The sequence below is a fragment of the Sphingopyxis sp. 22461 genome, assembly GCF_052044915.1.
Taxonomy (GTDB): domain Bacteria; phylum Pseudomonadota; class Alphaproteobacteria; order Sphingomonadales; family Sphingomonadaceae; genus Sphingopyxis.
The window spans coordinates 165,434-190,893 of sequence record NZ_JBQENY010000004.1 but is presented as its reverse complement, the minus strand read 5'-3'; the positions used below and the strand labels follow the sequence as shown (position 1 = coordinate 190,893).

At 65.3% G+C, this 25,460-nt stretch carries 22 protein-coding genes; 4 read left to right on the top strand and 18 right to left on the bottom strand.

The window, feature by feature from the left end; genetic code table 11:
• Window positions 1-36 precede the first annotated feature (36 nt).
• The 6 genes from ACTJI5_RS08305 to ACTJI5_RS08280 all read right to left on the bottom strand — a co-directional run bounded on the left by ACTJI5_RS08305 (window position 37) and on the right by ACTJI5_RS08280 (window position 6,275).
• Window positions 37-2,199 carry a TonB-dependent siderophore receptor gene (locus ACTJI5_RS08305; protein WP_440859959.1) on the bottom strand — a complete coding sequence of 721 codons (2,163 nt, stop codon included), beginning with the start codon at window positions 2,197-2,199 and terminating at the stop codon, window positions 37-39.
• A gap of 314 nt (window positions 2,200-2,513) precedes the next feature.
• Window positions 2,514-3,731 (bottom strand): DUF1624 domain-containing protein, encoded by a 1,218-nt coding sequence (locus tag ACTJI5_RS08300; RefSeq protein WP_440859958.1) that lies wholly within the window; start codon window positions 3,729-3,731, stop codon window positions 2,514-2,516.
• 34 nt (window positions 3,732-3,765) lie between these two features.
• Window positions 3,766-4,371 (bottom strand): hypothetical protein, encoded by a 606-nt coding sequence (locus ACTJI5_RS08295; RefSeq protein ID WP_440859957.1) that lies wholly within the window; start codon window positions 4,369-4,371, stop codon window positions 3,766-3,768.
• 1 nt (window position 4,372) lies between these two features.
• Window positions 4,373-5,101, bottom strand: coding sequence for a HupE/UreJ family protein (locus ACTJI5_RS08290; RefSeq protein ID WP_440859956.1), 729 nt, complete (start codon window positions 5,099-5,101; stop codon window positions 4,373-4,375).
• Between the two features lie 8 nt (window positions 5,102-5,109).
• Complete coding sequence (locus ACTJI5_RS08285) at window positions 5,110-5,490, bottom strand: hypothetical protein (protein ID WP_440859955.1); 381 nt, start codon at window positions 5,488-5,490, stop codon at window positions 5,110-5,112.
• A 29-nt stretch (window positions 5,491-5,519) separates the two neighbouring features.
• Complete coding sequence (locus tag ACTJI5_RS08280; RefSeq protein ID WP_440859954.1) at window positions 5,520-6,275, bottom strand: DUF4198 domain-containing protein; 756 nt, start codon at window positions 6,273-6,275, stop codon at window positions 5,520-5,522.
• Window positions 6,276-7,069: 794 nt separating this feature from the next.
• On the opposite strand from ACTJI5_RS08280, the gene ACTJI5_RS08275 reads away from it, so the two are divergent.
• Entirely contained in the window at window positions 7,070-7,216 is a 147-nt protein-coding gene (locus ACTJI5_RS08275) for a hypothetical protein (RefSeq protein ID WP_440859953.1), read from the top strand.
• 50 nt (window positions 7,217-7,266) lie between these two features.
• Window positions 7,267-8,724 carry an amidohydrolase family protein gene (locus tag ACTJI5_RS08270; protein WP_440859952.1) on the top strand — a complete coding sequence of 486 codons (1,458 nt, stop codon included), beginning with the start codon at window positions 7,267-7,269 and terminating at the stop codon, window positions 8,722-8,724.
• 152 nt (window positions 8,725-8,876) lie between these two features.
• On the opposite strand, the gene ACTJI5_RS08265 is transcribed toward ACTJI5_RS08270, so the two are convergent.
• The 4 genes from ACTJI5_RS08265 to ACTJI5_RS08250 all read right to left on the bottom strand — a co-directional run bounded on the left by ACTJI5_RS08265 (window position 8,877) and on the right by ACTJI5_RS08250 (window position 13,033).
• A complete protein-coding gene (locus tag ACTJI5_RS08265) occupies window positions 8,877-8,996 on the bottom strand; it encodes a CBU_0592 family membrane protein (RefSeq protein ID WP_440859951.1) in 120 nt (39 codons plus the stop codon).
• A gap of 73 nt (window positions 8,997-9,069) precedes the next feature.
• Window positions 9,070-11,742, bottom strand: a complete 2,673-nt coding sequence (gene acnA, locus ACTJI5_RS08260) for an aconitate hydratase AcnA (protein ID WP_440859950.1) — start codon at window positions 11,740-11,742, stop codon at window positions 9,070-9,072.
• Window positions 11,743-11,888: 146 nt separating this feature from the next.
• Complete coding sequence (locus ACTJI5_RS08255) at window positions 11,889-12,497, bottom strand: OmpA family protein (RefSeq protein WP_440859949.1); 609 nt, start codon at window positions 12,495-12,497, stop codon at window positions 11,889-11,891.
• A complete protein-coding gene (locus tag ACTJI5_RS08250) occupies window positions 12,494-13,033 on the bottom strand; it encodes a hypothetical protein (protein ID WP_058539145.1) in 540 nt (179 codons plus the stop codon). The genes ACTJI5_RS08255 and ACTJI5_RS08250 overlap by 4 nt, the downstream gene beginning before the upstream one ends.
• Before the next feature lie 153 nt (window positions 13,034-13,186).
• Between ACTJI5_RS08250 and ACTJI5_RS08245 the strand changes: the two genes are divergently transcribed.
• Entirely contained in the window at window positions 13,187-13,645 is a 459-nt protein-coding gene (locus ACTJI5_RS08245) for a RidA family protein (RefSeq protein WP_439513458.1), read from the top strand.
• Window positions 13,646-13,654: 9 nt separating this feature from the next.
• On the opposite strand, the gene ACTJI5_RS08240 is transcribed toward ACTJI5_RS08245, so the two are convergent.
• The 7 genes from ACTJI5_RS08240 to ACTJI5_RS08210 all read right to left on the bottom strand — a co-directional run bounded on the left by ACTJI5_RS08240 (window position 13,655) and on the right by ACTJI5_RS08210 (window position 24,026).
• On the bottom strand, window positions 13,655-14,836 hold the full coding sequence (locus tag ACTJI5_RS08240; RefSeq protein WP_439513457.1) for a GGDEF domain-containing protein: 1,182 nt from the start codon (window positions 14,834-14,836) through the stop codon (window positions 13,655-13,657).
• Between the two features lie 102 nt (window positions 14,837-14,938).
• Window positions 14,939-15,943, bottom strand: coding sequence for a LacI family DNA-binding transcriptional regulator (locus tag ACTJI5_RS08235; protein WP_440859948.1), 1,005 nt, complete (start codon window positions 15,941-15,943; stop codon window positions 14,939-14,941).
• Window positions 15,944-16,046: 103 nt separating this feature from the next.
• Window positions 16,047-17,039, bottom strand: a complete 993-nt coding sequence (locus ACTJI5_RS08230) for a DUF2891 domain-containing protein (RefSeq protein ID WP_440859947.1) — start codon at window positions 17,037-17,039, stop codon at window positions 16,047-16,049.
• A 111-nt stretch (window positions 17,040-17,150) separates the two neighbouring features.
• Window positions 17,151-18,089, bottom strand: coding sequence for a DUF979 domain-containing protein (locus ACTJI5_RS08225; RefSeq protein WP_440859946.1), 939 nt, complete (start codon window positions 18,087-18,089; stop codon window positions 17,151-17,153).
• A complete protein-coding gene (locus ACTJI5_RS08220; RefSeq protein WP_440859945.1) occupies window positions 18,086-18,754 on the bottom strand; it encodes a DUF969 domain-containing protein in 669 nt (222 codons plus the stop codon). Before ACTJI5_RS08220 ends, ACTJI5_RS08225 begins: the two co-directional genes overlap by 4 nt.
• 57 nt (window positions 18,755-18,811) lie before the next feature.
• Window positions 18,812-22,429 carry a hydantoinase B/oxoprolinase family protein gene (locus ACTJI5_RS08215; RefSeq protein ID WP_440859944.1) on the bottom strand — a complete coding sequence of 1,206 codons (3,618 nt, stop codon included), beginning with the start codon at window positions 22,427-22,429 and terminating at the stop codon, window positions 18,812-18,814.
• Window positions 22,413-24,026 (bottom strand): CHASE domain-containing protein, encoded by a 1,614-nt coding sequence (locus tag ACTJI5_RS08210; protein WP_310251209.1) that lies wholly within the window; start codon window positions 24,024-24,026, stop codon window positions 22,413-22,415. Before ACTJI5_RS08210 ends, ACTJI5_RS08215 begins: the two co-directional genes overlap by 17 nt.
• A gap of 170 nt (window positions 24,027-24,196) precedes the next feature.
• On the opposite strand from ACTJI5_RS08210, the gene ACTJI5_RS08205 reads away from it, so the two are divergent.
• Window positions 24,197-24,847 (top strand): glutathione S-transferase family protein, encoded by a 651-nt coding sequence (locus tag ACTJI5_RS08205; RefSeq protein WP_440859943.1) that lies wholly within the window; start codon window positions 24,197-24,199, stop codon window positions 24,845-24,847.
• Here the strand turns inward: ACTJI5_RS08205 and ACTJI5_RS08200 are convergent.
• Window positions 24,844-25,359 (bottom strand): PilZ domain-containing protein, encoded by a 516-nt coding sequence (locus ACTJI5_RS08200; protein WP_310251216.1) that lies wholly within the window; start codon window positions 25,357-25,359, stop codon window positions 24,844-24,846. The two genes, ACTJI5_RS08205 and ACTJI5_RS08200, sit on opposite strands and share 4 nt — an antisense overlap.
• Window positions 25,360-25,460 lie beyond the last annotated feature (101 nt).

The following is a 25,460-nucleotide window of genomic DNA, read 5'->3' as shown; positions in this document are numbered from 1 at the left end:
GGAAGGGGGCTGTGCGCGATCCGAAGCCTGTCCGGGTCAGAAGGAAAGGGTCGCGCGGCCGGTGACGGTACGCGGCGTGCCCGGCTGGACCCAGAATTGCGAATAGGAACTCGCATAATAGGTCTTGTCGAACAGGTTGGTCACATCGACCCCGATCCGGATATTCTCGCTCGGTTCATAACTGACCAGCGCCCTCGCGAGTGTATAGCCGGGCAAGTAGAAACTGCTCGCCGTCTCGCCGAGGCGGCGGCCGGTGTAGTTGAGGCCGGCGCCTATCGTCACCTTGCCCGCGCTGCCCAGCTCGAAGCTCTTGGTCGCGAGCAGGCTCGCCTGATGCTTCGGGATGTTGATCAGCGGATCGCCGGCGCGGATCAGCGCCGCGAAATTCGGATCGAGCGACGAACTTGTCCATTGGGCGTCGGTGTAGGAATAGGTCGCAAGAACCGTAAAGTCGCCGGGCAGGTTCGCGTTGACATCGGCTTCCAGCCCCCGGCTGCGCGCCTTGCCGCCCGCGATGCTGAAGCCGGCGTTGGTCGGATCGGCCGTCAGGATATTGTTCTTTTTCATCGAATAGGCGGCGACCGTTGCGGTGATGCCTTCGCCGGGCGACGTATAGCGGACACCAATCTCGTAGGATCGGCTCGTTTCGGGAAGGAAGGGGTTGCCGGCGGCATCGAGACCGCTGTTGGGGCGGAAACCCGTGCCATAGCCGGCATAGACGCCGACCGTGTCGGTGACCTCATAGAGGATGCCCGCCGTGGGGCTGAAACGTTCCTTGACCGCCGGCGTCGGCGAGGCGCCGGCGCGATTGGTGATCTGCTGACGGAAATGGTCGAAACGTCCGCCAAGGCGAAGTTTCAGCCGGTCGGTCAGGTCCATCTGGTCCTGGAAATAGATGCCGTAGGATTTCTGGAGTTCGACTATATTCTGGACGGTCGCGGTGGGAACGGGCAACTGCCCGTAAACCGGGTTGAAGATGTTGACGGCATTGTTGGCCGGTGTGATCGGGCTGCCCGCTACATAGGTCGGCGGACGATAGCGCAGCTGAAGCGTGTCGATCTTGAACCGGTCCCAGTCGGCACCGACCAGCACATGGTTGACCAGGCTGCCCAGATGGACTTCGCCTGAAATTTCAGCCCGCAGCACGGTGTTGGTGGTCTGATAGTCGCGCAAGCGGCGCTGGCGGGACAGGTTGGTGCCGTCATTGTCCAGAATCTGGCGGCCGAGCGCCAGTTCGGCGTCGCTCGAAAAGCCTTTGAAGCTGGTGTCGCGATAGCCGAAGCCCGCGATGAACACCCAGTCGTTGCCCCCCAGATCCTGCTCGAACTGGGCCTGATGGCCGACCACCTTGACCTTCGTCGGGCCATCGCCGGGCTCGCCCAGGAACCGCGAGCGCGGGATGAGGCCAAGCTGCCCGTTCACGGCGACGACGCCGCGATCGAACGGAACTTCCTGATCTACATATTCGAGTTCGTAGGTGAGGCTGGTCCGGTCGGACAGCTTGAATAGCACCGACGGCGAGAGGACGAGCTTCTTGCTATGCAGCGTGTCACGGAAGCTGTCGCCTTCCTGGTAGGCGCCATTGACTCGCACCGCGATCTTCTCGTTCAGCGCGAGGTTGGCATCGGCCTCGATGCGATAGGTATCGTAACTGCCATAAGAGGCCGACGCGCTGCCAAACGTGTCTTTCACCGTCGCTTTCTTGGTGATGATATTCACCGTGCCGCCGGGCTCGCCGCGGCCGAAAACGGCGCCGTTCGGGCCTTTCAGTATTTCGATACGCTCGATGTTCGACGCATCGCGGGGGCCGCCGTAACCGCGGCCGCCATTGAATCCGTTGACGAGGAAGCCGCTGGGAAAATTTTCGTCGCCGGCAAAGCCGCGCACCGCAAAGGCGTCCCACAAGCCGCCGAAATTATTCTGACGCGACACGCCGCTTGCAAGTTCGAGTGCCGAATCGAGCCGCGTGACGTTGAGCTCGGTCATCAGCTCTGACCCGATGACCTGAATGCTCTGCGGGATTTCCTTGAGCGGGACATCGCCGCGATATTGCTGGCGCTGGCCGGTAACGACGATCGCGTCGCCCGACGCGGCGGTGCCGGCCGGGTCGGCGGTGTCCTGGGCCCCGGCGGTTGCCGGGACGATCGTCAGCGCCACGCTGGTGGCCAGGATCGTATGAAACGCAGACAGGCTCTTCATCTTTATTCCCCTCAACTCGCATCGTTCCGGGCCCTGCGAATGATCGGCGATGTCATGACGGTATTTTGTGCCGGAAAGAAAGTTCCGCATATTCTCCGTCTTGCTCGCCTTTGATTGCTGAGGTTAGGCGCTGGCGAAGGAATCTTGCGTTGAAGCGGACAAGTGGCTCGGCTGATTATTGTGAAAATGTGATGACAGCCACGAAATATGCCGCGCGGCGCCTTGTCGGGCAAAGGCGGCGCAAAAAAGAAGGGGCCGGATCCATCGATCCGACCCCTCTCCAGTGGACTTCAACCGCAGGGCGCCGTTGAAGATCAGAGATATTTGAGCCACCAGATGTCGCGGCGGCGCTGTCTAAGCTGCGCGAACCAGCGCGTGGGGAAGTAAAGAACCGGGATCAGAATCGCCACCCACAGCCAGACGGTCGCCAGATTGTCGACCCCGAACACCGTGCCCTTGGTCGGGCCATAGAGGTGCAGCGCGATATTATAGATGCCCTTCAGCACATAGAGATGCACGATATAGAAGAACATCGGCGCGCCTCCGAAGAGAGCCAGCGCGGGCATGACGCGGCTGTTCTCATATTTTTCGAACAGCGCGAGCAGCAGGCAGCCGGTGCCGACGGTCGGCATCAGGAACAGCAGCGACGGCGGATATTTGGTGAGCGACAGGAAGCTCATTGTAGTGCGCAGCGGCGTTCCGGCGTCGAACCAGGGCTTGTCGCCATAGAAATTCAGGTAGCGGATCGCCACGAAACCGACGATCAGCGCCGCGCCGGCGATCACGAGACGCCGGATACGGCGCGCCGGGTCGCTGCCTTTGGCGAACCACGGGCCGCAGGCATAGCCAAGCAGGATGACGCCGATCCACGGCAGCACCGGATAGGTCGTTTTCGCGATCATGCCGCCACCGATGTCGATCACCGCGCGCTGATGGATCATCGCCCAGATGTTGTACCAGGGCGATTCGGGCGTCGGCTGGATCGGGTCGAGCAGATTGTGCAGGCACACGATCGCAAGGCCGACGGCGAACTGCGCGATGCGGGGCAGGTGGATCAGCGCGGCGAGCGCGACCATGCTGACGCCGATCGCCCAGATGACCTGCAACCAGAAATTGGGCGGCGGAAAGATCAGCGGCTGCGTCGGCCATGCGAAGCCGACCACCGTGAGTTCGAGGAACAGCAGGAACAGGCCGCGTTTGAGCAGGAATTCTGACACTTCGGCCTTGGTGTGCGACTGGCCGTAAAGCCACGCCGACAGGCCCGTCAGCGCGACGAAAGTCGGGGCGCAGAAGGTCGAAAGCAGGCGGGTGTAGAACAGGCCGGGATCGGTGGTGTTGGCGTCGACCGGGTCGGTCACCTGGAGGTGGAGGAAAAACGTCTCGCGGACATGATCGACCAGCATGAACAGCATCACCAAGCCGCGCAGCGCGTCGATGGCGACGAGGCGTGTCCTTGCCTTCGCTGCCTCCACGGTGGATGTCGCGCCGGCTCCGAGCCCGCTGGCTGGAACATGATATGTCGTGCCGCTCATCGTTCGTTCTCCGTCCCGATCATCATCCCTGTCCTCATTCGCCCTGCGGTTGGAACAGATCCTTGTAGAAGCCCACCGTCGTGACCGAGACGGTGACGCGCGTGTCGCCCTTGTTGCGGAAATACCAGCCATGAGTGCCGTCGAAAGGCGCGGTAAAATCGCCTTGGCCGCCGGTCATTTCCAGTTCTTTCCAATAGTCCGTGAATTCGCCCTCGGCGGCATTGACCTTCTCGCCGTGCATCTCCGCCTTCACCGGGCCGCCGGTCGACGTCCATTGGAAGATGAAACTGTCGCCCTTGGACATATGCGCCTTCACTTCCTGGCCACTGTGCGGTTCGAGCGTGATGGTCATTTCGTCCTGACGCCATGCCGCGGGCCTAGAAATGGTTGCTTTGGTTGGGATCGCGACATTCGCCGGCGCCGCTTTGGCGACCGGTGCAGCCTCGGCCGAGCTTGCGACCATGCCGCTCAGGCCCAGCGATGTGCCGACGCCGGTCGGGTCAATGCCATATTCGGCCGGCAACACGAACAGCGTGAGGATCGCCGCCGCGGCGACCACGGCGGCGCCGGTCGCCTTGGCGAGCGTCGCGGGTGACGGCTTGATGCCGGTCGGAAGTGGTGAAAGCTCTTGCGTGTTCATGTCAGGCGCCTTCGATGAAATAGCCGGTCAACTGATAACCGATCAGAACGAAACCCGCCGCCATCAGCGCGGCGTTGGCGACAAGGGCGCTGCGCCGAAAGCTGTCGCTCATTCGCCACAGGTTCATCGCAATGAGGATGACGGCAAGCGCCAGGAGCTGGCCCAGTTCGACACCGACATTGAAACTGATGAGGTTGGGGACGAGCCCGTCCTTGGCGAGCGTCAGATCCTGCAGCTTGGTGGCGAGGCCAAAGCCGTGGAAGAATCCGAAAATCAGCACCGCCGCCTTGGGGTTGGGCGCGACGCCGAACCAGGTGCGAAAGCCGTCGAGATTGTCGATCGCCTTGTAAACCACGGACAGGCCGATGATCGCGTCGATGATGAAGGGGTTCGCACGGATGTCGAACAGGACGCCAAGGAGCAGTGTTGTGCTGTGCCCTATGGCGAAAAGGGTCACATAGGCCGCGACGTCTTTCATCCTATAGAGGAAGAAGATGACGCCGGCGAGGAACAGCAGATGGTCGTACCCCGTGACCATGTGCTTGGCGCCGAGATACATATAGGGGATGATGTTGATGCCCGACGCGCCTTCGATGAAGGCTTGGTCTTTCTGGTCGACGCCATGCGCACAAAGCGTTGCGCTCGTCAGCAGGAGAGCGAGCCCGGCAAGCGGCGGCAGGGCCCGCCGCAGCCGGGAACCGAAAGATGCTGAAGAAAGCGCCTTGGGCATCGCCATCGCTATTTGGTCTGGAAGGTTGCGAAGATTTTGGCGCCGCTCTTGTCGACGATGGCGACGACCAGCTTCGCGCCGCGCGCCGGCTTGAAGCCCGGCGCGGACAATTTGTTGCCGCCTGCTGGCTTAAGCGCGGCTTCGGTTCGCTTGCCCGCAGCCGTCTGGGCGAGCTTGGCTGTGAAACCTGCGGTCGGGGTCGGCTTGTCCTCCTCGCTGAGGTAGACGTCGACACCCTTGGGTGTCGTCGCCAGTTCGATCATGGTCTCGCCCGACATCTGCACCATCCCGCCATGTTGGGGCTTCATGCTGCCATGGGCATGGACGGCGGCGGGAATGGCGATCAGGGCAAATGCGGCGAGACTCGTGCGCAAGAGATCAAGTTTCATGAGCGACATCCTTCTGGTTGAGGGGCGGGTCATTCCGGCGCATGCGGCAGGACGAAGGAAAGCGAGGCGCGATATTCGACATGGTCGGCTTTCGCCTTGTCGTCGCTGGGGCCGACATAGATGGCCATCAGCACGTTGAGGCCCTGGTTGCGCACCTTGATCGTTGCCGTGCCATCGGCGGTGGTCTTTACCGGCGCCTCGTCTGGGTCGTTCACATAATCGGAGAGGATGCTCGCACCTTCGATCGGCTTGCCCATATAATAAGCGCGCACCGTCATCGATGCGCCCATCGTTTGCGGGATTGCGGTGCCGACGGGCACCAGTTGCAGTGTGTGTCCGGCGAGCAGCGGCACCTGGCTGGTCGGCATCTTCTCGAGATGGACGGCATATTTCCAGTTATGCTCGGACAGCGTGGCATTCGGCACCTCGTCGCGGCCCTTGTTGTGCCACTCGCCATCGGGCGTCTTGCTCCACAACCCGTAATCCATCGCCGCCGCGACCGCCGCCACGGGCTCGTCGCTGTCAACCACGGGGATGGGCCCTGCGACGCGCAGGCGCGTCTCCACCGGCGTCCAGTCGGCGTCATAGCCGGTTGTCGACCGGATCAGCGGCAGGCGCTTCACGGCATCGAGGTCGTCGGCCCCAACGCCATAGACCAGCGCCAACTGGCGCGCGCGCTGCGCAAACCAGATGCCATGGGCATTGGCATCGACGGTTATCGCCAGACCCGACCCGATGAGGGAAACGGACAGGCTGGCGGTTAACATATGGCGATAGCATTTCATGGGTTGCCTCCTCGCGGCTTGGGATCGCCGATCAATCGGAGGCTACACGTCAGCGGCAAATGATCATGCCAAATTGATACCATCGCGCAGAACTATTGTTCTGCCTTCCCGTTGATCGAAGCATGATTCATGCGTCTGACCAGTTCCTCCGCCCGAGGAGGTCCATACGTCCATGCCACCCGTATCAGGAAGAGAGGGGCCAAGCGATGAAGGCATGGGGACGCCATCAAGAAGCTGACGGCAAGGTGACATTCTGGAGGCCAATCGCCGGATAAAACCGGCATAAGCCCCTCCAATGTTGAATATAATCGGAAGCGATCCGTCGATCGCATGCTTAGCCGATGCTTACACGGCGTTGGTCGTTACGGAGAAGTCACTCAAGACTCGTAGCTAAGTCTTTGAAAGAAATGGTGGGCGCACTTTAAGGCTCGAACCTGGGACCCGCTGATTAAGAGGGGGTGACGTTGAATCCAAATTTTTGGAACGTGGTATTTTTCCGCCCACTCTAACGCAGCGGCAATTGCCTTCTCCAAGCTGTTTGCATGTCCGCTTTGCGCCTCATTTCGGTCATTCAATTCGGTTGTTCGTGACCCCGAAAGCTGCTGAAGGTCGAGGGCGAGGAGAATCTGGGCCTCTATCGCGCGCGGATCGAAGATGACGAGCATGGCCGGTGCGAGGTTTCGAGCGGCGAACGACGGTTCTGCCGCTTATGCGGGTCGGCGCTGTGGCTCTATGACCCGACTTGGCCCGACCTCATCCATCCCTTTGCGAGCGCGATCGATTCGCCGCTGCCGGTGCCGCCGTCGCGCGTCCATCTGATGCTCAAATATAAGGCGGATTGGGTCGAACCCGGCATCGGGCCCGACGATGCGGCATTCGATCTCTATCCCGAAAAATCGATCGAGGAATGGCATAGGGACGCCGGCGTCTGGGTCGCTTGATCTCGCCGCCGATGGGGTTAAGGGACGCCTATTCGAAAAAGGTCGCTGCCATGAAATATCTGCTTTCCGCTCTTGTCCCCGCTCTGCTCGCTTTTGCTCCGCCGGCGTTCGCCGCGCCGAAACAGGGCGATGTCGTCATCCGCCATGTGACGATCGTCGATGTCGAGGCGGCGAAGACGATCGCTGGGCAGGCGGTGGTGCTGAAGGGCGACGATATCGTCGCGGTCGGCGCCGATGCGGTCATCGCAAAGGACTGGCACGCGGCGCGGACGATCGAGGGCAAGGGAGGCTATTTGATCCCCGGCCTGTGGGACATGCACGTCCATTTCGGTGGCGGGCCCGAGCTGATCGAAGAGAATAAGGCTTTGCTGCCGCTCTATGTCGCGAACGGCATCACGACGATCCGCGACTGTTCGGGGGATCTGCCCGAGCAGGTGCTCGCCTGGCGCGGCGAGATTGCGGCGGGCAGCCTGTTCGGGCCGCGGCTGCTGACGTCGGGGGCAAAGATCGAGGGGATCGCGCCGGTCTGGAAAGGGACGATCGAGGTCGGCAGCGAGGCCGATGTCGATGCCGCGCTCGATCGGCTGAAAAACCGCGACAAGGTCGATTTCGTCAAGATTACCGACAGCACGCTGAAACCCGAGCTGTTTCTCTATGCGTTGACCAAGGCCAAGGCGCTTGGGCTGCGCACGTCGGGGCATATCCCGATGGCGCTGACGGTCGATCAGGCGGTCGACGCCGGGATCAGCTCGATCGAGCATCTCGACTATGCCTATAACGCCGGGGCGAAGGATGAGGCCGCGATCGCCGCCGATTTCGCCGCGAAGCGCATCGACCGCGCCGAAGCGAACCGCCGGCTCGATGCCGGTTTCGACCGCGACACCGCGATGGCCGCCTACCGCCGCTTCGCCGCGAAGGGCGTGTTCGTCACCCCGACGCTGAACGGCAGCCGCATCATCGCCTATCTCGATCGCGACGATCATTCGAAGGATGCGGGCCTCGCCTATATCGGGCCCAAGCTGCGCAAGACCTATGACTGGCGGATCGAGCGCGCGGCGAAGGCCGACGCCGCGGCCATCGCGGCGCGCCACAAGCAGATCGAGGATGTCGCGACGATCCTGCCAATGCTCGCCGAAGCCGGGGTGCCGATCATCGCGGGGACCGACGCGGGTTTCCTCAATAGCTATAATTATCCGGGTTTTGGGCTGCACGACGAGATCGAGCTGTTCCAGCAGAAGGGGCTGACCCCGGCGCAGGCGCTCGCCTCGGCAACGCGCGCGGGTCCGGCGTGGTTCGGCCAGCTTGATCGTTACGGCGCGATCAAGCCCGGCATGGCTGCCGATCTGGTGTTGCTGACAAAGAATCCGCTCGAGGATATCGCCGCGACGCGCGCCATCGACACGGTGGTGATGCGCGGGACGGTTCAGGATCGTGCGGCGCTCGACAAGATGCTTGTCGACGCGCGCGCGAAAGTTGCGGCGTGGAATGCCGGGGCGGCCAAGCCCTAAGGGACGATGGCGCGTGTCGCTTGCCGGGCGCGCCACACGCTCCAAAGGGTGAATAATCCCATCGCGGCCCAGATGACATTGAGGACCGCCGACGGGATCGCGCCATTATAACCCGAATTGACGATGAAGCCGCCCGCGCCGACGACATTCATCTACTGATAGAGATAGCTGCGTCCGTCGAGCCTGCCGAGCGACAGTAGGATATAGGCGGCGAGGATGATTGCGGCGGCCGCCCAGCCGATGATCTCGATGACGATGACTTCGGCGCTCATGCGCTTCCTCTCCAAATGAAAACGCCCGCCCCGATGAGGGGGCGGGCGCTTTTAGCATCAGCTGTCTGCGGCGTCAGGCCGCAAGCTTGCGCAGCACATAATGCAGGATGCCGCCGTTCATATAATATTCGACCTCGTTCGCCGTATCGATGCGGCAGAGCGTGTCGAAGCTGAACGTCGAACCGTCGGCGCGGGTGACATTCACCGTGACCGTCTGGCGCGGCTTGAGGTCGGCGACGCCGGTGATGGTGAAGGTGTCGTCGCCGGTCAGGCCGAGCGTCTCGCGCGTGTCGCCGTCCTGGAACTGCAGCGGCAGCACGCCCATGCCGACAAGGTTCGAGCGGTGGATGCGCTCGAAGCTCTCGACGATGACGGTGCGGACGCCGAGCAGGTTCGTGCCCTTTGCCGCCCAGTCGCGCGACGAGCCGGTGCCATATTCCTTGCCGGCGATGACGACGAGCGGGGTACCGTCGGCCTTGTGGCGCATTGCGGCGTCATAGATCGGCATGACCTCGGCGCCATAGCGCGACATGCCGCCCTCGATGCCGGGGACCATTTCATTCTTGATGCGGATGTTGGCGAAGGTGCCGCGCATCATGACGTCGTGGTGGCCGCGGCGGGCGCCGTAGCTGTTGAAGTCGGCCTTGCTGACCTGATGTTCCATCAGCCACTTGCCGGCCGGCGAGTCGGCCTTGATGCTGCCAGCAGGGCTGATGTGGTCGGTCGTGATGCTGTCGCCGAGGATCGCGAGCGGCTTGGCGTCGATGATGTCTTTCACCGGTGCCGGGGTCATCGTCATGCCCTCGAAATAGGGCGGGTTGGCGACATAGGTCGAGCCGGCGCGCCACTGATAGGTGTCGCTGCCTTCGACCTCGATCTTCTGCCAATGCTCGTCGCCCTTGTAGACATGCGCGTAGCGCGCGACGAACATGTCGCGGTCGACCGCGCCCGCCACCGCATCGGCGACTTCGAGATTGGTCGGCCAGATGTCGGCGAGGAAGACGTCCTTGCCCTGCTGGTCCTGCCCGATCGGGGTGGTGGTGAAGTCCTCGATCACCGTGCCCTTCAGCGCGTACGCCACCACGAGCGGCGGCGAGGCGAGGAAGTTCGCGCGCACGTCGGGCGACACGCGGCCTTCGAAGTTGCGGTTACCCGAGATCACCGCTGCGGCGACGAGGCCATTCTCGTTGATCGCCTTCGAAATCGGTTCGGCGAGCGGGCCCGAGTTGCCGATGCACGTCGTGCAGCCGTAACCGACGAGGTTGAAGCCGATATTGTCGAGATGCTTCTGCAGCCCGGCCTTTTCGAGATAGTCGGTGACAACCTGCGATCCCGGGGCGAGCGAGGTCTTGACCCACGGCTTGGGCTTCAGCCCCAGCGCGTCGGCTTTCTTCGCAACGAGACCCGCGGCGACGAGCACGCCGGGGTTCGACGTGTTGGTGCAGCTGGTGATCGCGGCGATGGTCACGTCGCCGTCGCCGATGTCGAAATCCATGCCCTCGACCGGCACGCGCGTCTGCGCCTTTTTATAGGTGTTCGCCATGTCGGCGTTGAACACATCGTCGACGTCGGGGAGCGAGACGCGGTCCTGCGGCCGCTTCGGTCCGGCGAGCGACGGCACGACGGTGCCGAGGTCGAGTTCGAGCGTGTCGGTGAAGATCGGGTCCGCGGCGCCCTCGACGATCCAGAGGCCCTGCGCCTTGGCATAGGCTTCGACCAGCGCGATATTCTCGTCGCTGCGGCCGGTCAGGCGCATATAGTCGAGCGTCTTGTCGTCGACGCCGAAGAAGCCGCAGGTCGCGCCATATTCGGGCGCCATATTGGCGAGCGTCGCACGATCCGCGAGGCTCAGCGAGGCGAGACCGGGGCCGAAATATTCGACGAAGCGGCCGACGACGCCCTTGGCGCGCAGCATCTGCGTCGCGGTGAGCACGAGGTCGGTCGCGGTGACGCCTTCCTTCAGCTTGCCGGTGAATTTGAAGCCGACGACTTCGGGGATGAGCATCGACACGGGCTGGCCGAGCATCGCGGCCTCGGCCTCGATCCCGCCGACGCCCCAGCCGAGGACGCCGAGGCCGTTGATCATCGTCGTGTGGCTGTCGGTGCCGACGCAGGTGTCGGGATAGGCGACGGTTTCACCCGATGCATCCTCGCTCGACCACACCGCCTGCGCGATATGCTCGAGATTGACCTGGTGGCAGATGCCGGTGCCCGGGGGCACCGCCTTGAAGTTCGACAGCGACTTCGACCCCCATTTCAGGAAGTCGTAACGTTCGCCGTTGCGATAATATTCGATCTCGACATTCTGCTCGAACGCCTTCGGATGGCCGAATTCGTCGACCATCACCGAGTGGTCGATGACGAGGTGGACGGGGACGAGCGGGTTGATCTTCGTCGTGTCGCCGCCGAGCGTCGCGATCGCATCGCGCATCGCGGCGAGGTCGACGACGCAGGGAACGCCGGTGAAATCCTGGAGCAGCACGCGCGCCGGGCGATACTGGATCTCGCGGTTCGAATGCGGGTCCTTCTGCCAGTCGACCAGCGCCTGCACATCATCCTTCGACACGGTGAAGCCGCCATCCTCGAAACGCAGCAGATTTTCGAGCAGCACCTTCATCGAGAAGGGCAGGCGCGACACGTCGCCCAGCTTTGCCGCGGCCTTGTCGAGCGAATAATAAGCGTAATTCTTGCCGCCGACGCTCAGCGTCGAGCGGGTTCCAAGCGTGTCGTTGCCCGTGGTCGTCATAGGATTGCAGTCCCCATGTTGGCGCGGCGGGGAATGACTGTCCGATGGCGAAGCGGGAGAGCGGGGCCAACGGGAGTCGCACGCGCGGGTTTATGTTGGCGCCGCCTTACGCCGAGGGTGGGGAAATGCAAGGGGGTGGGCGGCGGCTATCGCGGCAGGACCACCTCGACGCGGCGATTCCGTGCGCGGCCGGCGGCTTCATCCTTTCCGTCGGCGGTTTGATTTGCCGCGATCGGGTCGGTTTCGCCCTTGCCCGACACGCGGAACGTGCGTTGGCGCACGCCGACTTGGCCCGCGAACCAGTCTGCAACAGTGCGGGCCCGCTTTTCGGACAGGCGCAGGTTATAGGCGTCGTCGCCCTTGGCGTCGCTATGGCCGATCACTTCGATGGCGCCCGGCGGCGCCTTGCGGATCAGTTCGGCCGCTTTTTGTAACTCGACTTCCGCACCGGGGGTCAGATCGGCCTTGTCGAATTCGAACAGCGCATCGGCGGGCAGGTCGACGATCGTGGCGGTGTCGGTGACGCGAATGTTCAGCCCGCTCACGTCGCCTTTCAGGTCGCTGACCGTTCCTGTCATCGCGCTTCCCGGTCCGCCCCCGGCGGTGGGTTGTGCGTCGGCTGCGGCTGCGACGGGGGCGGAGGTCGTCCCGGCCCCCGTGGCCGCTTCGCCGGCAGGGGCATCGCCGCCGCCGCCGCCCGGTGAACAGGCGGCGAGCAGCGCGGCGCCGATCGACAGCGAGGCAAGACGCATCATCGCGTGACCGGTATCCCGTCGAACGGGCCGACCTTCGGGAGGTTGATCGACACGGTCTTGCTGGTCGCGGGCGGGGCGGGGAATTTGGCCCAGATCACGCCGGGCTTGATCTCGCATTCGGTGTTCAGGCTGTTTCCGCCGACGTTCGACGCCATCCATTCGCCGGCATTGTCCTTGAGCACGCCCAGCCGTTGCGACGTGGCATCGTCGATCACGCTGATCTTTTGCACGTCGAAGGATTCGCTGTTGATCTTCTCGTCGCTCGAGCAGCGCAGCGTCACGGTCAATATGTCGCCGGTGACTGCAACTTTCATCAGGTCGACCTGCGATCCGTCAGGTCCCGGCTGGCTCTGGATTGCAACTTGCGCGGGCATGCGTGCGACGGGGGCTTCGTCCTGCGGCGCGGTGACAGCTTCGCGCGTGACGCCCGATTCCGGCGCGGCCGCCGTGTCCGGGGTCGACGGCGCCTCGCTGACGTCGCAGCCCGCGAGCGCGATTCCGGTCACAGCAAGGAAAGTAACATGCAGAATATTCACCGATAAATCTCCGTCCCTATTTTGATAGGGGACCTACGTTTTACCAAGGCGAGGGTTCCCGGCGAGTGAAACGTGCCCGGCGTTAGGGGCTAGCCATCGCGGCTGCCCGCTGTCAGGCTCGGGTGCCACGGGCTGGAAATGGGGGTGCGGTGCATGCGAAGGATGATGATGGCGGCGATGGCGGCGGGGCTGGTCGCCGCGCCAGCAGCGGCGCGCGAGACGGACAAGGTGCTCATGTCCGAGCACCCCCAGGGACGCGCCTTTCAGGAAGCGGTGGGCTATGCCGATGCGGTGATCGCGGGCGATACCATTTATCTGTCGGGCGTGGTCGCGGGAATGGCAAAGGGCGAGACCGACCTCGCGGCCGGATATGATCGCGCCTTCAAGGGGATCGCCGCGACGCTGGCGCGCGCGGGGGCGAGCTGGGACGATGTCGTCGATATCACGACCTTTCACACCGACCTCGCCGCGCACATCGACGGCTTTGCGGCGGTGAAGAACAAATATGTGAAGGCTCCCTTTCCGGCGTGGACCGCGATCGGCGTGTCGCGGCTGTACGAGCCGACCGCGGTGGTCGAGATCAAGGTGGTGGCGGTGAAGCCCCGGAAATAGCCCGGCGGCTCAGCTTCCGCCCGCGGCGAGGCGCACCGGCTTGGGGGTGAAGGTGCGGACGCGGTTGCGGCCCGTGCGTTTGGCTTCGTAGAGCGCCTGGTCGGCCTCCTGCATCAAGGCCGAGAGCGTCGTGCCGGGGGCGCCGATCGCGAGGCCGATGCTGGTCGTCGGGCAGAGCTGTTCCGGGATGCGGTCGGCGCACGCGGCCTGCAGCCCGACGCGGACCGCCTCGGCGAGCTGGCGCGCGGCCTCGATGCTCGCGCCGGGGACGAGCAGCGCGAATTCCTCGCCGCCGATGCGGCCCGCGATCATGCCGGCGGGGCCGATGGCGCGGACATGCGCGCCGAACGCGGCGATGATCGCGTCGCCGACCGCGTGGCCGTGATTGTCGTTGACCCGTTTGAAATGGTCGAGGTCGGCGATCATCAGCGCGACGGGGGCATGCTCGTCGATGCAGCGGCGGAGCGCCGCACCCGCCTGCGCCTCGAACCCGCGGCGGTTGAGCAGACCCGACAGATTGTCGTCGTCGGCCTCGCGGCGGAGCTCGGCGATCTGGTCGATTGCGACCGCGACCATCAGGCTGATCGCCGCGACGATCGACACCATCGCCTGGCTGAACTGGACGGTGGTCCAGTAAACCGACTGCTGGAATCCGACATAGTTGTCGAAGCCGCCGACGAGCGAGAGCAGCACGATCGGGCGGACGATGAGATTGAGCGCCGAGATCGCCGCGACCCAGAACAGCACGCGATCGATGAGATAGGGCTTTTCGATCGGCCAGAGCGACTTGACGATCATCGCGGCGATGAGGCCCGCGCCGATGCTGATCGACAGGATGCGCGCGGCGATGCTTGGCTGGACGAGCAGGAACCAGGTGAAGACGGAGATCGAGATCGCGGTCGTTACCGCCATTGCGCGCCAGGGGATCGGCAGGCCGTAGCGCTTGATGATCGCCGCGGCGAAGAGCACGCCGGTGGCGAGAAAGCCGAGATTGGCTGGCAGGCGCTGCAATTCCATCGGCAGCACCGGACCGACGTCCTGGATCATGAAGGCGATCGCCGACGCGGTATAGGCGCCCGCCGCATAGGCGACATAGCGTTCGCGGCGGTTCAGCCAGAGCAGGAAAAAGGCGATGGCGAACAGCAGGCCGATGCCCGGGTTGAGCAGCGAGATGAAAAATTGTCCGTTCACACTACCGCTTTCTGCCCCCGCCCCCTAGGGTAGCAGCGCCTTGGATAACGAATTGTTACTTTTCGGGGAGTTAAGTCACGGTAACGCCCCAGAGCGGGACACTCAGGCGGTCCCGCGCACCACGAGATGGACGGGGATGCGGGTGCCGCTGCGCGTGCGTTCGTCATCCTCGAGCGCCATCGCGACGAGCGCTTCGCCCGCGGCATCGAGGTCGGGTTCGAGCGTGGTGAGCGCCGGGTCGGCGAGGGTGCCGGCGCGGATGCCGTCGAAGCCGATCAGCGCGACATCCTCGGGTATGCGGCGCCCCGCATCCTTCAGGCCCTGCAAGACGCCGAGCGCGAGCATGTCCGAGGCCGCGAAGATCGCGTCGGTGTCGGGATGTGCCTCGAGTAGCGCCTGCACCGCGGCGACGCCCTGCGCGTGGCGGTCGGCGGCGGCGGGCGGCTCAGCGACGATCGCGGTCAGGCCGTGCGCCGCGAGCGCGGCCGAAAAGCCGTCGCGGCGCTCGTCGAACTGGCGCTGCGGCGACTGCTGCGGCCCGACGAAGGCAATACGGCGGCGGCCGGTCTTGATGAAATGTTCGGCCGCGAGCTGTCCGCCGATGTCGTTTTCGCTGCGCATCCAGTGGAACGGGCTGCCGGGGCTGCCCCAGCAGACGAAGTCGAGGCCTGACGCCTGCGCCTGCGCGAAATAGTCCCACGCCGGGCGGTTGCTGGTCGTGCCAATGACGATCATCGCGTCGGCGAGGCCGGAGGCGACGAAATCGGCGCGGAAATTGTCGGGATTTTCCTGGAAGGAGACGAGCAGGTTGAACCCGCGTGCCGAGGTCGCGGCGGCGATGCTTCCGAGCAGCGCGAAATAAAAGGGGTTGATCGCGCTGCGGTCCTCGCCGGGGCGGCAGATGGTGACGAGCGCGATCGTCTCGCTGCTCTTGAGGCGCAGTGACGAGGCGTGGCGGTCGACGACATAGCCGAGTTCGCGCGCCGCGGCCGAGACGCGCGCGCGCGTTTCGGCGTTGACGCCAGGGCTGTTGCGGAGCGCACGCGAAACGGTCGATTGCGACACGCCGGCGCGCTCGGCAACGTCGAACGATGTGGGACGCAGCATCTTTCCGTTCACCTTGGCCTTCTCTCCCCCTTGCGCCGTCTCTCGCCGCGAGGGCGGGGCTTGTCAATCGGCGAGGCCGCCCGTCTCTTTCCGGAACGACGGCCTAAAGGCCGTCGAGCGCGAGGAGCGCGAAGCTGGCGAGCCAATGTTCGCCCATATAGTCGCCGGTGACGTGCGGGAGTGCGGCGGCGAGATGACGCTGCGCCGCGGCTTCGGCAACGGGCGCGACGGGGTGGGCCGGGCCGAGCGCGGCGGCGATGGCGCGCCAGCTCCACGCACGGCTGAGATTGAGCCCGTCGAGATGCGCGATCTTGCCGTCGCTGCGGTCGGAGACGGTGGCGGGGGTGAAGAGCGTTGCGGGCTGCTGCTGTGCGGCGCGGGGGAGGAAGGCGTCGAACCAGCCGGAGAAATCGTCATCGAGGACGACGGTCATCAAATGCGCTTCGGTGAGCGCCGAGGAGAGGAATTCGTCGCCGCCGGGTTCCCACGCCTGACAGTCGCGGTCGCCGGCGAACCAGTCGCGGGCGCGGGTATCGATCAGGCTGACAAGCGCGGGATCGCGGGTTTCGGCCCAGTGACGCGCGAGGAGGAGCGCAAACGCGATGTTGAAATGGGTGCCGACGCGCAGCGGATAGGTGAGCTTGGGCAGGAAGGCGTGGAAGCGTGCGGCGAAGGCGGTGGCGAGCGGTTCGAGCGCCGCCGCCCACGGCGCGTCGTGGCGTGTCGCCTCGGCGTGGAGCGCGAGGAGCCAAGCCCAGCCATAGGGGCGCTCGAAGCCCGCCGACATCGGGCGGCCCAGGAAGGCAAGCTCGCCCGCGACCTTTTCAGGGACGAGCATCGCATCGGCGCGGGCGCGGATGTTGGCGGCGACGGGCAGGTCGGGGAAGCGGCGCGCTAGGCGGAGGATTTGCCACCAGCCGTGGACGCAGCTGTGCCAGTCGAAACTGCCGTGGAAGATCGGATGATGCTCGCGCGGGGGCTTTGCGTCCTCGGGGCCGTTCAGGACGAGGTCCATCTTGTACGGATATTCGCGGCCGAGGTGCGAGAGGGTCGCGGCGGCGAAGCGGGTGGCGTGTTCGGGGGTGAGGTGGGTCATTCCCCTCGTTACCCGTTCGTGTCGAGCGAAGTCGAGACACCCGTCGTCAATGCGTGACCGAGGGGCATCTCGACTTCGCTCGATGCGAGCGGGATTGGGAGGCCCACTTGGTCAGAATGCAAACAGCCAGATGAAGACGATGTTCACCGCGAGCAGGGGCAGCGCGGTGCCGATCTGCGCCTTGATCACGCCATAGGGATTTTTGAGCTCGAGCAAGGCGGCGGGGACCAGATTGAAGTTCGCCGCCATCGGGGTCATCAGCGTGCCGCAGAAGCCCGCGAGCATACCGATCGCCGCGACGACCGCGGGGTCGCCTTCATATTGCATGATGAGCAAGGGCATACCGATCGCGGCGAGCATCACGGGAAAGGCCGCGAAGGCATTGCCCATCACCATGGTAAAAAAGGCCATGCCGAGGCCGTAGGCGAGCACCGCGCCGAACAGGCTGCCATGCGGGATCGCGGCGCCGATGAGGTCGCCGACGACCTCGCCGACGCCCGCGAGCGCGAAGACCGCGCCGAGGCTGGCGAGCATCTGCGGCAGGATCGCCGCCCAGCCAACGGCGTCGAGCAGGCGGCGGCCTTGCTGGAGCGGGAGGAGCGGCGGCGGCTTGAGGCGCGCCATGCCGACGGCGAGCGCGATGAGCACGCCAATCGCGAGCGAGATCAGCGTCGCCTGCTTCGGGTCGGCCAGGCCGGGAAGCCATTTGAAGAGAAAGGTGCCCGCGAGCGCGACCGCGGGGATGATCAGCGCGACGAGGAGCAGGAAGGGGCCGTGACGTGCGGCGCGTTCGGCCTGGATTTCGAGCGCGACATCGCCGCCGGGCGCGCGGCCGATCTGGCCGGTGCCGGCGATCGCGACGAGCGCGAGAACAAGCAGGCCGTTGCCGAAGTCGCCGAGCCGGTCGCCCGCCAGCATCGAGACCGCAAGCAGGCCCCAGAAGGCCGCGTTGCCGAAGCGTTTCGGATTGCTGCGATCCCGAAGCCCGAGGAAGGCGAAGGCGGCGAAGGTCAGCCCTGTGAGCACATAAACGAAGCCGAGCGTGATCATGCGCCCGCCTCCGTCATCATTCGCTTTTCGAGGCGACGGAGGCGCAGGCCGTGGATCAGGAAGGCGGCGATTGCGGTCGGGATCGCCCAGAGCGAAAAGTGCAACGGCTCGATGATATAGCCATAGCCTTCGAGCACGCCCTTCATCAGCAGGATCGAGCCGATCGCGAGGAAGATATCTTCGCCGAAGAAGAGACCGACATTGTCGGTCGCGGCGGAGAATGCCTTGACCTCTTCGCGCTGGTCGTCGGTGAGCGCGTCGTTTTTCGCCTCGGCCGCCGCTTCGGCCATCGGGGCGACGAGCGGGCGGACGGTCTGCGGATGCCCTGCGACCGAGGTGAGGCCGACCGCGGCCATCGCCTGGCGGAGCAGCAGATAGGAGGTGAGGAGGCGGCCGAGCGTCGCACCCTTCATCCGGCCGATCAGGCTGCGGGCGTGTTGTTGCAGCCCATAGGCTTCGAGCAGGCCGATGACGGGGAGGACGATCCAGACGATCGAGACATAACGCGTGTCGTTGAACGCCTTCCCGAAGGCGGCGATGATCGCGGCGATGTCGAGCCCTGCGGCGAGGCCGGTCGCGAGCGCCGAGGCCATGATCACGAGCAGCGGATTGAAGCGGAGCAGGAAGCCCGCGATGATGATCAGGATGCCGATCAGCACGAGCATGATTGGTGTCCCTTCATCCCGTCATCCCCGCGTGGGGTAGACCGCGCTGTCGCCAAATTATCTCTCCCCTGGTTTCCCGTAGCCGCCGCCGCCGGGCGTTTCGATGACGAAGGCGTCGCCCGCGGCGAGGTCGGCGCTGCCCGTCGCGGCCAGCATCTCGATCCGGCCGTCGGCGCGTTCGACCCAGTTGCGTCCCGGCGCGGCGTCTTCGCCGCCCGCGAGACCCTTTGGCGCGATGTGGCGGCGGTTCGCGAGGATGTTCGCGGCCATCGGCTCGCGGAAGCGGATGCGGCGGGTGGCGCCGTCGCCGCCGCGCCATCGGCCCGCACCGCCCGAACCTTTGCGGATCGAGAATTCCTCGACGATCACGGGGAAGCGCGTTTCCATGACTTCGGGGTCGGTCATGCGGCTGTTGGTCATATGCGTCTGGATCACGGATGTGCCGTCGAAGCCCGGACCTGCGCCCGAGCCGCCGGCGATCGTTTCATAATATTGGTGTGTTTCGTTTCCGAAGGTGAAGTTGTTCATCGTCCCCTGCGCGGGGGCCATCGCGCCGAAGGCGGCGAAGAGCGCGTCGGTGATGACCTGGCTCGTCTCGACATTGCCCGCGACGACCGCGGCGGGATAGGTCGGGGACAGCATCGAATTGTCGGGAACGATGAGCGTGACGGGGGCAAGGCAGCCCTCGTTCATCGGGATCGGATCGTCGAGCATCGTACGCAGAACATAGAGCACCGCGGCGCGGACGACGGGCATGGGCGCGTTGAAATTGTCGGGGAGGGTCGCCGACGAGCCGGTGAAGTCGATGGTGACGTGGCGCGCCGTCCGGTCGACTTTGACGGCGACGGCAACCTCGGCGCCATTGTCCATTGCGTAGCGGAAGGCGCCGTCGTCGAGGCGCGCGATAAGCTGGCGCACCGCGGCTTCGGCCTGACGCTGGCCATGCGCCATATAGGCGGCGACGGTGGCGCTGCCGTGCGTGGCGGAAAGGTCGGCGAGTGCGCTCGCGCCGCGCTGGCAGGCGGCGACCTGAGCCTTGAGGTCGGCGATATTGAGCGCGGGGTTGCGCGCGGGCCATGGGCTGTCGACGAGGTGCGACGCGACCGCGGCGTCGCGGAAATGGCCGTGGTCGACGATCAGCATATTGTCGAAAAGTATGCCCTCGTCCTCGATGCTCTTGCTGTCGGGCGGCATCGACCCGGGGGCGATGCCGCCGAGGTCGGCGTGGTGGCCGCGCGCGGCGACGAAGAAGCTGGGGGTGTCGCTGTCGACGAATACCGGCATGATGACGGTGATGTCGGGAAGGTGGGTGCCGCCATCGTAAGGCGCGTTGAGCGCGTAGGCGTCGCCGCGCCGGATGCCGCGGCCGTCGCGGGTACGCTGGCGCAGGATCGTGCGGACGCTTTCGCCCATCGAGCCCAAGTGTACGGGCATGTGCGGGGCGTTGGCGACCAGCCGGCCCTCGCCGTCGAAGATCGCGCACGAGAAGTCGAGCCGCTCGCGGATGTTGATCGACGAGGCGCTGTGCTGAAGCGCGCCGCCCATTTCCTCGGCGATCGCCATGAACAGGCTGTTGAAGATTTCGAGGCGGATCGGGTCGGGAGTGGTCAGGTTGTCGCTCGCGACGATTTGTGTTCCGGCCGCGCGCGTGCGGGCGAGGAGCAATGTGCCCTCGCTTTGGACCTCGGCGCGCCAGTCGGGCTCGACGATCGTCGTCGAAAGCGCGTCGATAATGATCGCGGGGCCGGCGATGGTGCGGCCGGGGGCGAGGGCGCTGCGCTGGTGAAGCGGGACCCGATGCTCGGCGCCCGCGAGCCATGCAGTGACGATTTCGGGTTCGGGTTCGGTGGTCGGCGCGGGCAAGGACAGTGCTGCGGGAGCATCGCCCGCCTCGGTCAGTTCGACGCGGATGCGGTCGACGACGAGATTGTCGTGCGGGGCGTAGCCGAAGCGCTGGCGGAAGGCGGCGGCGAAGGATCTGGCGACCTCAGCGGGTGCGGCGAGCGGGAGTTCAATCGCGTTGTCGCTGTCGGCGAGGCGAACGAAAATCAAGGTTTCGCGCGTCGTCGCTGCATCGGGGGCGAGATCGGTGCGGGCTTGATCCGACAGCTCGGTTTCGGTCGCGGCGAGGGCAGCGCTGCAATGCGCGTCGAGTTTGAGCGCCAGCGTGCGCTCGCGGATCGCCGATGGCTTGGCGAGGCCCATGCCAAAGGCCGAGAGTACGCCCGCGAGCGGATGGAGCAGGATTTCGTCGACGCCGAGCGCATCGGCGACGAGGCAGACATGCTGGCCCGCCGCGCCGCCAAAACCGACGAGGCTGTGGCCTTGCGTGACGTCGTGGCCGCGCGCGATGGTGATGCGTTTGATCGCGTTCGCCATTTGCTGGACCGCGATGGCGAGCAGACCTTCGGCGAGGGCTTCGGGGGTGATATTCCCGACTTCGGCGGCCATGGCGGAAAATTTTTCAACCACCACCGCACGGTCGAGCGGCTGGTCGCCGTTCGGGCCGAAGAGCTTGGGGAAATGGCCGGGCTGGATCTTGCCGAGCAGGACGTTGCAGTCGGTCACCGTCAGCGGCCCGCCACGGCCATAGGCAGCGGGGCCGGGGTTCGCGCCCGCGCTTTCGGGGCCGACGAGCAGGCGCGCGCCGTCCCAGCGGCAAATCGACCCGCCGCCCGCCGCGACGGTGTGGATGCGCAGCATCGGGGCGCGGATGCGGGTGCCCGCGACGATCGTCTCGTTATCGCGCTCGAGCCGGCCGGCATAATGGCTGACGTCGGTCGAGGTGCCGCCCATGTCGAAACCGATCAGGCGCGTCTTGCCCAAGGGCGCGGCGCTGCCGACCATGCCGACGATGCCGCCCGCGGGCCCCGAGAGGATCGCGTCGCGGCCGTGGAAGGCCGATGCGGATGCGAGGCCGCCCGAGCTTTTCATGAACTGCGGATCGATGCCCCCATCGACGCCTTCGCCCAACTGCGCGACGAATTGCCGGACATAATGATGGAGCACGGGCGAGAGATAGGCGTCGGCGAGCGTCGTGTCGCCGCGGCCGATCAGCTTGATCAGCGCGCTGACGTCGTGGCTGGTCGAGATCTGGGTGAAGCCCGTTTCGCGCGCGATGGCGGCCAGGCGGGCTTCGTGCGCGGGGTGGCGGTAACCGTGCATCAGCACGATCGCGATGCTGGTGAGGCCCCGCTCGCGCGCGGCTTGCAGCGCGGCGCGGGCGGCGGCTTCGTCGAGCGGGGTCAGGATGTCGCCCTCGGGGCCGACGCGTTCGATGATTTCGGCGATCGCGGCATGGGGCGGCGGGATGCGGTCGAGCCGCCGCGCGAAAAGCTCGGGGCGGTCCTGATAGCCGATGGTGAGGGCGTCGCCGAAGCCGCGCGTGATCGCGAGCAAGGTCGGTTCGCCCTTGCGTTCGAGGAGCGCGTTGGTCGCGACCGTACTTCCCATGCGGATCGCGAGCGGCGGGAGCGCGCCCGCGCCCGCGCCCGTCAGGTCGCGGATGGCATTGACCGCGGCGTCGCCGGGGCGCGCGGGGTCTTCGCTGAGATATTTGGTGGTGACGACGGCGCCGTCGGCGCTGCGCGCGACGACATCGGTGAAGGTGCCGCCGCGGTCGATCCAGATTTGCCAGTAAGGGTCAGAACTTATGACGTCAGTTTGTCGGGACATTGTCCGGCCAGCGAATGACGATGGCGAGGCGGTTGTCAACCGCTGTGCGCTGCCAGCTGCCCTTGAGCTGGCGTTCGATCAGGGTGCGGATGAAGTGGGTGCCGAAGCTTTCGCAGTCGATGTGCGGGGTTTCGGGGAGGTTGCTTTCGACCCAGTCGAGCTGGATGTCGCCCCCGTCGCGGTGCCAGCTGACCGCGAGGCCGCCCGCGCCCGCGAGCGCGCCATATTTGATGCTGTTCGTGACGAATTCGTGGACCGCGAGCGACAGCGCCTGTGCGCCCTCGTCGTCAAGGCGGACGTCGGGGCCGGTGATCGCGGCGAGCTGTTCGGGCGAGCGGCCGGCGAGCTCGAGCTCGCGGTGGACGATCCGCCCCAGATCGACGCTGTCGACCGCGCCGGTGACGAGCATCTGCTTGGCGTCGGACAATGCGCGCATGCGGCCGTCGAACTTGACCTCGAAATCCTCGAGGCTGGTGGATTCGCGGAGCGTGATGCGCGCGAGCGCGCCGATGCGCGCGAAGGCGTTTTTCATGCGGTGCGCCATCTCGCCGATCATCAATTCGCGGTCCTCGGCGTGGCGCGCCGTTTGCACCGCGAGCGCCTGAAACGCGTCGCTGCGGCGGCGCTGGACGCGGTGAAGCTGGGTCGCAAGCAGCGCCAGCGCGACGCCGAACAGGAAGATGCCGAGCGGGCGACCCAGCCGCTCGAGGAAGCGGCCGTAGGAGATGTGCATCGTCCATTGCCGGTCGGCGACGCGCAGCACCTGTTCCTGCGCATCCCAGCCCATCTTGCCCTGGCGGAAAATGACCGGCGCCGAGGGACCGGCCCCGGCGCGGATTTCGAGGCCGTCGATTTTGCCCAGCTGCGGCCCGAGCACCGCCTTCATCATGTCGTTGATGCGGAAGGGGGCGTAGACGAACGCCTCGACCGGCCGGGTGCCGGGGGCTTTTGCCGCATTGTCCGTCACCCCCGACCCGCGGGTGTAGACTGGGAGATAAATGAGAAAGCCCTGCTGCTTGACCTTTGCCGCGCGCTCCTGCGCGAGATGGACGATGCCGCTCGCGGCCGGGCGCCCGGTCTGCCAGGCACGTCGCATCGCCGCGCGCCGCACGGGCTCGCTGTACATGTCGAAGCCCAGCGCGACATCGCGGCGCGGCGTATAGGGTTCGAGGAGGATGACGGGAAAGCCGACGGGCTGGTCGGTCTCGCCCCACACCTTGATATTCTCGCCGTAATTTTCGTGCAGCCGCGTCTCGATCGCGGCCGGCGTACCCGCGCGCATCGCGGCGGCGATGCCGATGCCCTCCATCCCGGGGGCATGGACCTGCGGCCGGAGCGCGCCGAGATAGGCGCGGATGCCGGGGCCGCTTGCGGCGGCGTCGGACTGGTAGAGCGCGCGGACGCCTTCGAGGATCGCGACATGATCGCGCAGCCGCATGTTGAACTGCGCCGCGACGCGTTCGGCCTGATCGGCTTCTTCGGCCTGATTATAGAGGAAACTGGCGCCGGCCGCGACGATGGTCGCAAGCAGGATGACCAGCCCGACGAAGCGGACCAGCAGCGCCAACAGCCGATCTGCCCAGGTTGAAGGGCGCATTATCTTGTCCTGCCTGATGGCTGCCGTAGCAGCGCCCCCCTCCGAGGCCAGATGTTTCACGCGAAAGGGCTGATAGCAAGTAAATTTCGTGCCGCTTCGGCCCCATCGCTGGCCGGTTGCAAGCGAAAACCCATTGCCTATGATGCCGCATATAGAATGGGAGAAGCGCGATGATTATTTACGGGTCGGTGGTGTCGCCGTTCGTGCGCAAATTGCTGGCATATCTTGGCGAAAAGAGAATCGATTTCGAGCTGAAGGGCGTCGGAATCGGCGACCCCGATCCGGGGTTTCGTGCCGCCTCGCCGCTCGGCAAGATGCCCGCGATGGACGATGACGGCTTCCTGCTCGCCGATTCGAGCGCGATCATCCAATATGTCGAGGCGAAATATCCCGAACCCGCTCTGATTCCCGCCGATCCGCAGGAGCGCGGTCGGGTGATCTGGTGGGAGGAGTTTGGCGACACGGTGTTTGCGGCATGCAGCGGCAAGATGTTCTTCAACCGCATCGTCGCGCCGAAATTCCTGGGGCGCGAAGGCGACCTGGCCGCCGCGGCGCAAGCGGAGAGCGAGGAATTGCCCAAGCTGCTCGCCTACCTCGAAAGCGCGATCCCGGCGTCGAGGTTTCTCGTCGGCGACCGGCTGACGCTGGCCGACCTTGCGGTGGCATCGCCGCTGATGAATTTCCGCCACTGCGGCGCGTGCATCGATCCGGCGACGCATCCGAAGATCGCGGCGTGGAGCGAGGCGATCCTGTCGCGGCCGAGCATGGCGATGTGGATTGCGAAGGAAGAAAAGCTGATGGCGCGGGTGCTGGCGGCCTAGAATTCGACGATGATCCGGACCCTGTCGGCGCTGATGCCGGCGGCGACCGCGATCTGTTCGCGGCTGCGGTCGATCAGATCCAGCAACGTCTCGGGTTCCCCGGGCGCTTCGTCGATCACCGGTGCCGACTGATCTTCGTCGATGCCGGGCGCAGGGTCCGCGGCGTCCGCCAGTTCGGGCGCCGGGCCGATGGCGCTCTTGAGTTCCACGGCGCTCAGCGTTGCCGGCGATACCGGACCTTCGAACTGACATCCGAAAAGACGTCCGCTTGCCCAGATGACGACCGCCGTTATGTCTCCGGCATGCGGCAGCTCGATCTCGATCCGGTCGCCGGTCGCCAGTTTGACATCGCTTTCGAGCAGCAGGCCCGTTCCGGAGATATTGTGGATCTGGACTTCGAGGCCCGTGCCGTCATGCCGCAAGCCCGAGGCGAGAAGGCTGAGTTTCCGGCGCGCGTCGAACCGTTTTTCGGCGCCGGGCGCCGATGGCAGGAAATGTCCGAAAATAGGCATATGCGGTTGTTGGTGCCGGGCTGGTTAAAAGAAGGTTAGCGAGCGCGCCGAAAGATGGTGCGCCGGCACAAAAAGCACGGGTTTCGGCCGCGCGGCCTTCA